The sequence below is a fragment of the Planomicrobium sp. CPCC 101079 genome, from assembly GCF_007859275.1.
Classification (GTDB): Bacteria; Bacillota; Bacilli; order Bacillales_A; family Planococcaceae; genus Planococcus.
Window position 1 is genome coordinate 24,650 of the sequence record NZ_VOHC01000008.1, and the last position, 12,668, is coordinate 37,317.

Annotated in this window: 14 protein-coding genes; 3 read left to right on the forward strand and 11 right to left on the reverse strand. The window is 44.7% G+C overall.

Annotated elements, in window-relative coordinates:
* Nucleotides 1–4 precede the first annotated feature (4 nt).
* From FQV28_RS03500 to FQV28_RS03510, 3 genes are all read right to left on the reverse strand, one after another.
* A complete protein-coding gene (locus tag FQV28_RS03500; RefSeq protein WP_146494218.1) occupies nucleotides 5–520 on the reverse strand; it encodes a hypothetical protein in 516 nt (171 codons plus the stop codon).
* 33 nt (nucleotides 521–553) lie between these two features.
* The gene (locus FQV28_RS03505) at nucleotides 554–1,102 is read right to left on the reverse strand and encodes a DUF84 family protein (protein WP_146494219.1); all 549 of its coding nucleotides are present in this window, start codon (nucleotides 1,100–1,102) and stop codon (nucleotides 554–556) included.
* A gap of 65 nt (nucleotides 1,103–1,167) precedes the next feature.
* A complete protein-coding gene (locus tag FQV28_RS03510; protein ID WP_146494220.1) occupies nucleotides 1,168–2,241 on the reverse strand; it encodes a M42 family metallopeptidase in 1,074 nt (357 codons plus the stop codon).
* Nucleotides 2,242–2,410: 169 nt separating this feature from the next.
* On the opposite strand from FQV28_RS03510, the gene FQV28_RS03515 reads away from it, so the two are divergent.
* Nucleotides 2,411–2,725, forward strand: a complete 315-nt coding sequence (locus tag FQV28_RS03515) for a PepSY domain-containing protein (RefSeq protein WP_146494221.1) — start codon at nucleotides 2,411–2,413, stop codon at nucleotides 2,723–2,725.
* 169 nt (nucleotides 2,726–2,894) lie between these two features.
* On the opposite strand, the gene FQV28_RS03520 is transcribed toward FQV28_RS03515, so the two are convergent.
* From FQV28_RS03520 to pepV, 6 genes are all read right to left on the reverse strand, one after another.
* A complete protein-coding gene (locus tag FQV28_RS03520; protein ID WP_146494222.1) occupies nucleotides 2,895–3,749 on the reverse strand; it encodes a YtnP family quorum-quenching lactonase in 855 nt (284 codons plus the stop codon).
* 18 nt (nucleotides 3,750–3,767) lie between these two features.
* Entirely contained in the window at nucleotides 3,768–4,418 is a 651-nt protein-coding gene (trmB, locus tag FQV28_RS03525; protein WP_146494223.1) for a tRNA (guanosine(46)-N7)-methyltransferase TrmB, read from the reverse strand.
* Nucleotides 4,418–5,347 (reverse strand): diacylglycerol/lipid kinase family protein, encoded by a 930-nt coding sequence (locus FQV28_RS03530; RefSeq protein WP_146494224.1) that lies wholly within the window; start codon nucleotides 5,345–5,347, stop codon nucleotides 4,418–4,420. The genes trmB and FQV28_RS03530 overlap by 1 nt, the downstream gene beginning before the upstream one ends.
* Nucleotides 5,348–5,391: 44 nt before the next feature.
* Entirely contained in the window at nucleotides 5,392–5,928 is a 537-nt protein-coding gene (gene thpR, locus FQV28_RS03535; RefSeq protein ID WP_146494225.1) for an RNA 2',3'-cyclic phosphodiesterase, read from the reverse strand.
* A gap of 72 nt (nucleotides 5,929–6,000) precedes the next feature.
* Nucleotides 6,001–6,849, reverse strand: coding sequence for a D-amino-acid transaminase (gene dat, locus FQV28_RS03540; protein WP_146494226.1), 849 nt, complete (start codon nucleotides 6,847–6,849; stop codon nucleotides 6,001–6,003).
* 17 nt (nucleotides 6,850–6,866) lie between these two features.
* The gene (gene pepV, locus FQV28_RS03545; RefSeq protein WP_146494227.1) at nucleotides 6,867–8,240 is read right to left on the reverse strand and encodes a dipeptidase PepV; all 1,374 of its coding nucleotides are present in this window, start codon (nucleotides 8,238–8,240) and stop codon (nucleotides 6,867–6,869) included.
* Between the two features lie 295 nt (nucleotides 8,241–8,535).
* Between pepV and FQV28_RS03550 the strand changes: the two genes are divergently transcribed.
* A complete protein-coding gene (locus tag FQV28_RS03550) occupies nucleotides 8,536–8,757 on the forward strand; it encodes a DeoR family transcriptional regulator (RefSeq protein ID WP_146494228.1) in 222 nt (73 codons plus the stop codon).
* 40 nt (nucleotides 8,758–8,797) lie between these two features.
* On the opposite strand, the gene FQV28_RS03555 is transcribed toward FQV28_RS03550, so the two are convergent.
* Nucleotides 8,798–9,511, reverse strand: a complete 714-nt coding sequence (locus tag FQV28_RS03555) for a pseudouridine synthase (protein ID WP_146494229.1) — start codon at nucleotides 9,509–9,511, stop codon at nucleotides 8,798–8,800.
* A 9-nt stretch (nucleotides 9,512–9,520) separates the two neighbouring features.
* Nucleotides 9,521–11,128 (reverse strand): putative polysaccharide biosynthesis protein, encoded by a 1,608-nt coding sequence (locus FQV28_RS03560; RefSeq protein ID WP_146494230.1) that lies wholly within the window; start codon nucleotides 11,126–11,128, stop codon nucleotides 9,521–9,523.
* Between the two features lie 164 nt (nucleotides 11,129–11,292).
* Here FQV28_RS03560 and FQV28_RS03565 point away from each other — a divergent pair, with 164 nt between their 5' ends.
* Nucleotides 11,293–12,570, forward strand: a complete 1,278-nt coding sequence (locus FQV28_RS03565; RefSeq protein ID WP_146494231.1) for a BaiN/RdsA family NAD(P)/FAD-dependent oxidoreductase — start codon at nucleotides 11,293–11,295, stop codon at nucleotides 12,568–12,570.
* Nucleotides 12,571–12,668 lie beyond the last annotated feature (98 nt).

The window sequence follows — 12,668 nt, forward strand, 5'->3', positions numbered from 1 at the left end:
ACTCCTATTCTTCAATATTGATGGAACGGACGGTTTTCATCATCCAATCCATGTTGTCGGCAATGGCGCTCTCTTCAGAAATAGTCGTCATCTTTACGCCGCCCATACTTTCCACAACCTCATAACGGTCTTCGGCAATCATCCGGACCGTGGTGAAACCGAATCGGCCATTTTGTTCAAATGTTTCATCCACCAGCCACTGCTGATCGGGATTCGCTTTTTGAAGATCGTAAAAAAATTTGCTGTCGCTTGCTTCGTTCGGGTTTATAAACAATACAAAAGAATCGCTGCCTTTTGTAATGATAACGTTATTATTATCGGAAGGTTTTTCAATTGTATAGCCGCCGGGAAGATACAGCTCCCTGTCATCGGCACGCTCGTTGGTGTCCATCGGTTCTTGTTCAAATGCCTCGCGCGCATGCGCTAAGCCATCAGCCGCCCGTTCTTCCGGCGTGGCCATACAGCCAGCCAACATGGCAGCTGCAAAAAGAACCAGCCCAATCAATCTTTTTCGAGGCACATTAATTCCTCCTTAGCTTTGCATGTTCTTATTTTAAAGGTGTTTGGAAGCACATGCAACTGAATCGCCGCTGAGTAAATATTGCCCGACCAAAAGTTTGACAATGTGCTGGAACATTTCATCGCGGTTGACAAGCCCGGCAGTCAAAATTCCGACAGCGCCTTTATGTTTACGTGTACCGCTTTCTTGCACATAACTATCCATAACGGGTCCCAATTCCTCTCCCTTTTTCAAAGAAGCAGCAATGCTTTTCGGCAGTGGAATTTGTGCACCGGCTGCTGTAAACAGCAAGCCTTCTTTTGAACACAATGCTCCCCAATTGCATAAATACATAACCCCTTCTAATTCATAAACGCCGCCTTCAAGCCCGATGGCAAATTCTTGTCCGGCATTTAGCGCTCGCTTTGCCCGGTTGATTGCGCCGAGCCGGGTTTCTTCCAGAGAAAAAGGCTGGGCCGGCACGCCGGAATCCGTTTCTGTCGGCTGCAAGTCGAATACCAGGTTCAATTCGCTTAATACGGCGGCAACGGCATTGATCTTTGCAGGATTTTTTGAAGCGATATTTACTTGGATTTTGGTCATCTGATTCCATTCCTTTCAAATTCGATTAGGGATGAGAGCAAAAAAAAGAGCCCGAAGGCACTTTTTTAAACGTTTTGCTTGATGGTTTCGACAGTGGTGCGGTCAGCAGTTTTAACAAGCTGCTTCAGCAGTTCTTTTGCTGCTGCGTAATCATCTGTGTGGACGATTGACGCTGCTGTATGGATATAACGCGAACAGATGCCGATAACAGAGCTTGGCACGCCGCGGTTTGACATATGGACACGGCCTGCATCAGTGCCGCCTTGGGACACAAAAAACTGATGCGGAATTTTATGGGTGGCGGCTGTATCCAAAATAAACTCGCGCATGCCCCGATGCGTAACCATGCTCTTATCGAGAATGCGGACCAATGTGCCTTGGCCAAGTTGGCCAAATTCATTTTTGTTGCCGGTTGCATCATTTGCAGGACTCGCATCAAGGGCAAAGAACATATCGGGATCGATCATATTCGCTGCGGTTTGGGCGCCGCGCAAACCGACTTCCTCCATTACCGTAGCTCCCGAAAACAACTGATTCGGCAAAACTTCGCCATTCAATTCTTTTAGCAGTTCAATTGCCAACCCACAGCCGTAACGGTTATCCCATGCTTTAGCCATGATTTTTTTCTCGTTTGCCATCGGTGTAAACGGGCTGAAAGGAACAATTTGCTGGCCAGGCCGAATGCCGATCGCAATTGCATCGTCTTTATTGTCAGCGCCGATATCGATCAACATGTTTTTGATCTCCATCGGTTTTTTGCGCATTTCTTCACTCAATAAGTGAGGCGGAACGGAACCAATCACGCCAGGAATGATTTTATCGCCCGCGATGACTTCCACACGTGTTGCCAGCATGACCTGATTCCACCAGCCGCCAAGCGGCTGAAAGCGGAGAAGGCCATTGTCGGTTATGGAAGATACCATAAACCCGACTTCATCCATATGGCCGGCAACCATGATGCGCGGACCATCTTCTTTGCCGTGTTTGACGCCGAAAATACTGCCTAATTTGTCTTGAATAATTTCATCTGAATATTTGCCGAGTTCTTGTTTCATAAACTTTCTTACTGCATGTTCGTTGCCAGGAGTGCCCGGAAGTTCTGTTAAGGTTTTGAATAAATTGATTGTTTCACTGTTCATACAACTAATTCCTCCTAAATAACTGCCTTCTAATAGTTTAGAGTTTTTTTCAGAGTATTTCCACCTTTATATTTCGACTGGCGAAACGAAAACTTTTGAATGGCACATTATTTCCTTGCACGTTTTAGTTTATGGTACAATTTAGGCAGCACGTATAGGAGGGATTCGAGTGAAAAATCGCGATTTATTGATTGGATTTGCAACAGGGGCCGCTACCGCTTTTTTAGTAAAAGAAGCATACGACCGCAAAGAAAAGCTTTACTCAGCAGATAATGTATTAAAGCAAGTTAAATCTGCCTTCAAAGAAGAAGGACCGATTGACGGTTCCTGGATTTTCATGAAGACCGAACCGTACAAACAACATGCAATAACAACAGAAGTTTATAAGGGCGGCATTACACGCCACCGTGAAGACGAGCTGGAACAATTCGAATTCCTAGCTGACGCCCATACCGGCGCCGTTTTAGAAGTTAAGAAAGTATAAAAAAGGAACCGTTGCTGTTCTTTTTTTACAAGCCGCCGAAAAGTTTTCGGCGGCTTTTTTATTTTGTTCCTGGCGGAGCATGTTGCTGAATGGAAGACTTATCATAATTCTTTAAAGTATAAAAAGGATATTTTCAACAAACTAAAAAAGAGCCGAATCTCGGCTCTTTTTAAAATTGCACTTCTTTATATTTTACCGATTCCAGAATTTCTTTGCCATCTTGGCTCCATTTTAACAAACGGTAGTAAGCATCGTGGTAAAAGCTGAAATAATAGCCCCCGTCCAATGCTTCTTTCATCAATTTTTCTTTTGCGTAGATCGAATCCATCGGATAATCGTCATATGCCAGCACCCAGAGCGGATTTTGGTGGGCATGTGTCGGCATTATATCTCCCATATGAAGGATCGTTTCCCCGCCGCTTGTTAATTTAATGACACTGTGGCCGTTTGAATGGCCGCCGGTATGAATCATGGTAATGGCATCAAAAAGTATTTTTTCTTTTTCGAATGTCTCGACTTGAGACATAATCGGTTCCCAATTTTCCTTCCAATAGGTATTTTTGGAACGGATATTGGGATTTTGCATCTCTTCCCATTCAACTGAAGAAACATAAATTTTCGCATTTGGAAAACCCGGCACATAAGAATCGCCTTGTTTTTTCGTCAATCCAGCAGCATGGTCGCCGTGCAGATGCGTCATCAACACTGTATCGATATCTTTTGCAGAAAGCCCGAGCTCCGCCAGTGCTTCATCAATTCTGGATTCGGAAGAAACACCCAAATTACGCTTTTGGCGATCGGTTAGTTTCCCCGAACCCAAGCCGCTGTCAATAAGAATATTATGGTCTTGATATTGCACTAAGATCGGATGAGTCGGCAATTCGATCTGATTCCCTTCAGTGACTGGATACCGCTTTGACCAAACAACTTTCGGCACTACCCCAAACATTGTGCCGCCGTCGAGCCAAGTGGTTCCCCCATCCAGCCATGTTAACGCCATGTCGTGAAATTGAAACTTTTCCATCTTCCATCCCCCTGATCATCATTCTGCTTGGAATTGTGCTTCCATCCGGTAAATCGGCTGGCCTTTTTTAGAAAACTTCTCTTCGTATTCGGTCATGATATTCCATTCCGGCTCATTCGCATGCAAATCCAGCGATACATCTTTCAAAAGCATGCCATACTCCGAAATGCTGGTAAGCGAATACTCAAACAAGCCGCGATTGTCGGTCTTAAAGTGAATTTCGCCATTTTCAGGCAGAACTGTCTCATACAACCGCAAAAACGTCTCATGCGTCAAACGGCGCTTTGCATGGCGCGATTTCGGCCATGGATCTGAAAAGTTCAAATACAGGCGGTCTACTTCGCCTTTTTCAAAATATGATTCAATGTTTTTCGCGTTCACTTTTAACAGTCTCAGGTTCGGAATACCGCCTTCTTCTGCTAGAACCAGTTCAAGGGCACTGACAATCACACTGTCAAAAAGCTCGATGCCGATATAATTGATATCCGGATTCATCTTTGCCATGCCGACGATAAACCGGCCCTTCCCCGTTCCTGCTTCAATATGCAGTGGACGGTCGTTGCCAAAAACTTCTTGCCATTTTCCTTTTACTTTTTCCGGTTCTGGAATGACGATTTCCGGATGGGCTTGGATTAAATCTGCTGCCCATGGTTTAAAACGTGATCTCATTAGACTTCCTCTTTCTTTTCTATATTCACAGATTGCCAATACTGTTTGCTCACGGCATACGTCACCGCTTGATTTCTTGGTGCTGTTCCTGCATTGTCTCCGTCAACGTGGCGGAAGACAGCTTTGTTCACCGTTAGCCGGAACTCCGGCCTGCTCAATTGGGCCACTTCTTTAAACCGAGTATGGGTTCCGGTAAATACCGTACCAAAAACCAGCAAGAGTTTCAAACGGGATAGATTGTGGACAACAGTCAACTCCAATAATCCATCGTTCGTTTTGGAGCGAGGTGAAATTTTCATGCCTCCTCCGAAATAAGGCTGGTTGCTGACGGTGGCAAACCATACATCATCAAAAACATGCTTGTGGTTTTCTTCTTCTACCACCAGCTGAAACCCTTTGAAATTTACCAATGTCCTAATTACATAAAGCAAATAAACGATTTTTCCGGCACCGATTTTATTGAGCCATTTTTTTGCCGGAGATCGATTGACCAAAACAGAAATTTCGGCATCAAAACCGATGCCTGAAGAGCTGACAAAGTGATTGGCTGCTCCGTTGCTAAATTCTCCTAAGTCTTCTTTTACAAAAGTCGGATGTTCGAAGAATTGCATAATAGCATCTGCATCCCGAAAAGCGGCATAGCCTCTGCTGAAATCGTTTCCTGAGCCAGCAGCGACGGCGCCGACGATAAGATTTTCAGCTCCTGCCGCCCCGGCGATGATTTCACGCAGCGTACCATCTCCTCCAAAACCGATGAGCAGGACCCTTTCTTTTGATGCGTGAAATGTTTTGGCCAAAGATATGGCATGTCCTTTTGTTTCAGTGAACATGGCCTCGAAAGGAAACTGAACCGTTTGTTCAAAACTCCGCCATTTCTTTAACGCGTTGCCATTTCCGGCGGCCGGATTGATGATGAACACTGTCTTCATTCTTTACCGCTCAGCGGAGCCGCAGCTCTTATTCGCATCATTGGTCATCCTTCTTTCAATTGATAAGTGTGAATTGGAATATATCTCGGTACTTGTTGCGGTTCAATTTGGAATACGGAGAATTCCTTCACTTGGAACGTCGCCGGTTCAAGCCTCAACTGCTGCTCGATTGGCGGCCCGCCTTTCCACTTGCCTGCAAGTGTGATATGCGGAACGAACGGTTTTGTATCCGGATTCAGGTTGAACTGCTGAAGCGCTTGCCGAACACTGGTCTGCAGAGCGGCCAATTCCTCGCTGTCTTCGACTGACGCATAGATGATACGAGGAGTCGATGGTTTTCCAAATGTCTTTACGCCATTAATCTTAAGATTAAAAGGTGCATGCTCCACTCTTTCCAGCGCTTTTGCTGCAGCTTCAATTTCCGAATTGGGGTCGTTGCCGATAAAAAGCAAAGTAATATGCATATCGACCGGTGGTGTATACCGTTTATGGCTCGTCAAGTTCCACTCTTTTCTTGCCTCATCTAACACCACAGCAACCTCTTCAGGTATTTTAATGCCGATAAAGTAATGTTTGGACATTTGCGCCACCTCTTTCCAGTTTATCATTTAACTTCTTATAAAAAAATAGCGATCGGCTTTCGCCGATCACTATTACGCTTTTACCGTTAAGCCCAAGTTTGCCGTAAAGGCCTCTTGGAGTTTTTGGGTCAAGGGACCTGGAGTGCCTCCGCCGATCGGTTGTCCATCAATTTCAATGATGGGCATCACTTCAGCAGTCGTTGAAGACAAGAAAAATTCATCCATTTCCAAAGCTTGGGATTTCGTAAAGGCCGTTTCTTGCACTTGTATTCCCGCTTTTTTGCACAGCTCCAGAATCACGCTTCTTGTAATTCCAGGCAAAATGAGGTTGTCTGTTGGGTGTGTGTACACCACACCATCTTTTATTCCGTACATATTCGTTGAAGAGCCTTCAGTCACAACTTCTCCCCGGTGGAGGATCGCTTCGTAAAAGCCTCTATCGTGGGCTTCTTGCTTTGCCAAAACATTGCCGAGCAGATTTAAACTCTTAATATCGCAGCGGAGCCAGCGGATATCTTCGATAAACGTTGCCCGGACACCGGCTTCCATCAATTCTACAGGGCGCTCGACCGATTTTGTATAACCAATCAGAACTGGCGGCGTGTCTGCCGGAAAATGGTGCTGCCGAACAGAAGCGCCCCGGGTGATTTGCACATACACTTGGCCGGTATTGATTTCATTTTTTTCAACTAAATCGTATACCAATTTATGAAAAACATCTTTTGTATAAGGGATGACAATTTTTATCTTTTCTGCGCTTGCGTAAAACCGGTCAATATGTTCTTTTGCCGTATACAGATTTCCTTCATATACCCGGATAACTTCATAAATTCCGTCACCGAACTGATAGCCTCGGTCTTCTTTGGAAATCACCAGTTCCTCTTCACGAATAAATTGGTCATTATGTAAAATCACGTCCATAGCCAATCCCTCTTTTCTTATTTTTTACAAGCCAGTTGGTATATTGTTTCTGCGTAAATGGCAGTCGCTTTTAGTAAGTTGTCGATGTCTACAAATTCATCCAGTTGATGGGCAACGTCTTTCTCCCCTGGAAACAGCATGCCAAAGGCTACGCCTTTTTTCAACACACGTGCGTATGTGCCGCCGCCAATCGCCAGAAGGTCCGCCTTTTGCCCAGTCTGCTTTTCATAAACTGTCTGAAGGGTTTGAATGAAGGGATCGTTCTCGTCTACGTGATGAGGAGGAGAATCCGAAGCAATCTCCAACAAAAATCCTTCCGTTTCAAAATCAGTCATTTTCTCTTTAAAAGGATAACTCACCGAATACCTCATACTAATGGATATTGTCGCTTTTTTGCCCTTTTCAAATCGGATGACGCCGGGGTTGAATGTCGTGTCTCCGGATATTTCATCGGCAAAATCGAGGCCAAGCTTTCTGCCACGCGAATCATTATGGAAATGGACGGCGATAAATTCTACAAACTGTTTACCGTCCCCGCTCAAGTGATCCTTTAAAAACAAAGCAAGCAAAATTCCGGCATTGATGCCATGGTCCGGCTCCATCGCATGCGCCGATTTCCCGTGTAAAGTGAGCGTTGTGTTCTCTTCGCTTTCAACAGCGGATCCGCTCACTTGCTGTTCGCTGCAGAATTTGTTAAAGCGTTCTTGCCATGCTGTGAATTCTCCGGCGACTGTTGCTTCCGCTAAATCCGGAACCATATTCGTCCGTTCACCGGACTTGAATGAAACCAATGCATCAGCTTGCGACCACTCCGATTTCGAAAAGACCAATCCGGCAATGCCTTTTTCTGCATTAATGATTGGAAAATCTGCATCAGGCGCAAATGCGATGGTCGGCATTTCTTCTTTTTCGAAATAGCGCTCAACGCATCGGAAGCCGCTTTCTTCATCGGTTCCGATTATAAGGCGTACCCGTTTGGAAAACTCGAAACCAGCATCTTTCACCAGGTTAAGCGCCGTCCAAGCTGCAATTGTCGGTCCTTTATCATCGATTGCACCACGGCCATAAAGCTTGCCGTCTTCAATAGCCCCACCGAACGGATCTTTCGTCCATCCGGCGCCAGGCGGCACGACATCCACATGCCCTAGAATGCCCAGCAGTTCATCGCCTTGCCCAAATTCCAAATGCCCAGCAACATGGTCTACGTTTTTTACATCAAATCCATTCGCTGTTCCTTTTTCCAAAAACCAATCGAGCGCCCGCTTGACATCTTTTCCAAAAGGAGCGTCAGGTGTTGTTTCTTCACTCAACACACTTGGAATTGCCATCAGTTGCTGCAATTCTTTAAGCATATGATCTTTTCGCTTTTCTGCTTCCAGTTGCCAATCCATATTCCACACTCCTTTTTGTTAAAGCTATTGTACACCTTTTCTGTAAAAATTAAATAATTCCAGTACAAAACAGACATTTTTTTGCCTTTTCTCCTGTCAAATTGCAGGAAAAAAGTGAAAATTATAGTAAAGTAATTATTTTTCCGATATAATCAAATTGTCAAACAAATTAATTTGACACATTTTTTAGAAAAAGGGGTTGTCTTTCTCAATACCGAACCTGCTGTATAAACCTCAGCACATCGTCCGCTAGTCTTTGCCAATGGGAAAAAAGATGAAGGAGTGGTTTATTTTAATGAAACCTACCACTGATCGCATGCTCATTCGAATTAAAGATATGTATAAGTACATCCGAGAAAACGGAACTGTAACTACGCAAGATTTAGTCGATGAATTCGGCATCACTCCTCGCACCATTCAAAGAGATTTGAATGTGTTAGCCTTTAACGATTTGGTGATTAGCCCAACTCGAGGCAAATGGACAACGACGCACAAAAAAGTGAAAGTAACAACCTGAATGGCTTTCTAAACAAAGAAAATGACCGCAATATTTGCGGTCATTTTCTTTGTTTTAAGAGGTCTACTTCTGCTTCGGTCAAATGGCGGTAGTGCCCAGGTTTTAGTTTTGGATCCAAAGACAGCGGACCCATCGACAACCTTTTTAAATAGCTTACTTCTTTCCCAACGCTTATGAACATCCGCTTTACTTGATGAAACTTGCCTTCTGTAATTGTTAATTCAATTTCAGAAACAGGGCCGCTTTTCACCACTTTCAACAAACCCGGTTTGGTCACATAGCCGTCTTCAAGCACCACGCCTTTTTCGAACGCTTTAACATCTTCATGAGTCACTTCACCGTTAATAACAGCGAAGTATGTTTTATCCACATGTTTTTTCGGCGACAGCAATTCGTGGGCAAGCTTGCCGTCATTGGTCAGAAGCAAAAATCCTTCCGTGTCTTTGTCGAGCCGGCCCACTGGAAACGGCTGAAAATGCTTCTCTTCTTCTTTTAACAGGTCAATAACCGTGCGGTCGTGATTATCTTCTGTCGCTGATACCACACCCGCAGGCTTGTTCATCAGAAGATAGATAAACTTCACATATTCCACCGCTTCTCCATTCACTTTAACGGTATCCCCTTGCTCGTCGATCTGCACTTTCGGATCCCGGACAACAATGCCGTTCACTTCCACCGCTTTGGACTTCAGCAGGACTTTCACTTCTTTTCGAGAACCAAATCCCATATTGGACAGAAATTTGTCAATTCGCATGTTCTCCTCCTAGAAACCGAATTTACGTGTGTATTTTGTCAAACGTTCGCCAAGCAGTTTTTGTGCAATGCCTGTCTTCAAGCCGATAAAACCATAAACCGCTCCGCCAACTGCTCCCACAAGTAAAATGCGAAGAATTGAATGGAATTTGCTGTCCATCAGCAGGAACTGATCAAGCGCCCAGATAGCTGCAAATACAGCTGCCGCCATCACTGCATTCATCAAAATGATCAATACAATTCTTCTTACTACTAAAGAAGAACGGTAATTTAACGTTTTTGCGATGACTGCCAGATTCATCCCGATCGCAACTCCATAACCAATGACAGTTGCGGCGATCGCCCCATCTGTTTCAAACAATTTGATGAGCGGGATGTTTAAGGCCAATTTCAATAAAAGGCCGATCAATAAATTCAGGATGATCCATTTTTGCTGATTGATTCCTTGCAGAATGGAGGCTGTCACTGGGAACAGCGCAAAAAGAATCGCTACCGGCAAATAATGGGCAAGAATTTCGGAGCCGCTTGCGCTTATTTCATAAAACACATGGTAAAGCTCATCAGACAACATTGTCATTCCGACGACTGCAGGCAAAGTCAGAAACAATAGCACTTGGAACGATTGGTCCAAAGTCCGGTTCACTTGGACATGCTCGTTTTTCGTATAGTATTTTGTGACAAGCGGAATCAATGCCATGGAAAACCCGGTTGCCAACATAACCGGAATCATCACTAATTTATGGGCAGTAAAGTTCAAAATGCTCAAATATGTGCTCGAATTTACGGCATCCGGCGTTGTGCTCATGGCGTTATTGAACGTTAACATATCAACAAACTGGAATAGCGGATTGGCAATGCCGAGAAAAACGACCGGCACTGCGTAAATGAGGATCTCTTTGTACATATCGCGTAAACGCACATCATACGATTCAACTGAATTTGCCCGGAGTTCATTGTATTCCGGCTTTTTTTTGCGCCAATAGTAAAACAGAACCAAAACGCCGCCTAATGCACCAATTGCAGCAGAAAGAACTGCGACTTGGACAGCGGTTTTCGGTGTGCCGTCCAAAAAGTTTAAGACGATATATGCACCGGCAAGCAAGAAAATGATGCGGACGATCTGTTCAATCAATTGAGAGACCGCTGTCGGCATCATGAAGTTGTAGCCTTGGAAAAACCCGCGCCACAAGCTCATGAAAGGCACAACAATTAAAGCAAAACTGACCCATTGAATCACTTCTTTAACATCTTGCACTGAATGGATTTTATCGTTTTCGTCGATTGTCATATGGGCAAGCGGTTCAGCAAAGAAATACAACAGTAAAAACGCCACAAAACCGGTTGCCATCATTGTCAGCAATCCAGATTTCAAAAGCCGCCGGCCGGTTTCATAATCACCAAGCGAATTATATTTTGCTACGAATTTTGAAAAAGCAATGGGCGCGCCCGATATAGCGAGCGACAACATAAGGTTATACGGTATGTACGCATATTGGTAAAGGCCGATGTTTTCTTCTCCGACCATATCGTAAAACGGAATAACGTAAATAACTCCAAGAATCTTTGATAAAAACAGACCCAAGGTTAAAATGGCAGTTCCTTTGATGAGTGTAGACATTTTGCACTTCCTGACTTGTATGAAATATTCTGGCTAAGGGACACGGCATTTATTCTTCTAAAAAAACAATCTACACGATAGTTTACACCCATAGAAGAAATTACTCAACGTGTTTCGATGCATCGTGTATACTGAAAAGAAAAACGAAAGCGAGTTCTTATTTTATGTATGACGTTATCATCATCGGCGGGGGTCCCTCGGGACTCATGGCTTCAATTGCTGCTGCTTCTAGAAATCAAAAGGTTTTGTTGGTTGAAAAAGGAAAAAAACTCGGGAAAAAATTAGTCATTTCCGGCGGAGGACGCTGTAATGTCACCAACCGCCTGCCTCTTGACGAAATTGTAAAAAATATTCCAGGAAACGGCCGTTTTTTGCACAGCCCGTTTTCTGTATTCAATAATGAAGACATCATCGCTTTTTTTGAAGGCCTCGGCGTTGCCTTAAAAGAAGAAGACCACGGCCGCATGTTCCCTGTTTCTGACAGGGCGCAAGATGTAGCGGATGCGATGTTCCGTGAAATGGACCGGTTGAACGTCAAAGTCCTGCTCGACTCGCCAGTGAAAAAATTGCTGATGACCGATGAAAAAGTGACAGGGATCCGCCTGCATTCCGGCGAAGAATTTACCGCTAAAGCGGTGGTCGTCGCAGTCGGTGGGAAAGCGGTGCCGCAAACAGGTTCTACCGGGGATGGCTATCCTTGGGCAGAAAAAGCAGGACACACCGTTACCGACTTGTATCCAACGGAAGTTCCATTGCTGTCAAAAGAGCCATTTATCGTCAATCGTGAACTCCAAGGCTTGGCACTTCGCGACGCAGCGGTATCAGTGCTGAACAAAAAAGGCAAAGTTCTTGTCACCCACCAAATGGACATGCTCTTCACCCATTTCGGCCTCAGCGGTCCGGCCATTTTGCGCTGCAGCCAGTATGTTGTGAAAGAAATGAAGAAAAACGGCGGAGAGCCTGTTGAAATCCGCATCAATTCCTTGCCGGATGAAAACGCCGAATCGGCATTCCAGATGCTTCACAAAATGATGAAAGACGAACCGAAAAAAGCGGTGAAGAATGTTTGGAAAGGCATTGGCCAAGAACGCTGGCTGCTGTTCCTGTTTGAGCGCGCAGGCATCGACCCGCAAGCAATCGGTGCAGAACTTGCGAGCGACAAAGTCCGGATATTGGCAGCTCAACTGACCGCATTTTCCATGTTTGTTTACGGCACACAGCCTATTGAAAAAGCATTCGTCACAGGTGGCGGGGTATCGATCAAAGAAATCGTACCGAAAACGATGGCTTCCAAAAAGAAAGCCGGCTTGTACTTCTGCGGCGAAATTCTGGACATCCACGGCTATACCGGCGGCTACAATATCACTTCCGCGCTGGTCACAGGCAACGTCGCCGGAAGAAGCGCAGCGGAATTTGCAAAAGAAATAGAATTAGCCAAATAAAAAAAGGAATTGCGGTCTCCGCAATTCCTTTTTCAATTTTATTGTTAACGGATAGTATTTCAGCTTATTTGGACTGCATTTCATTCAAATTGGACAGC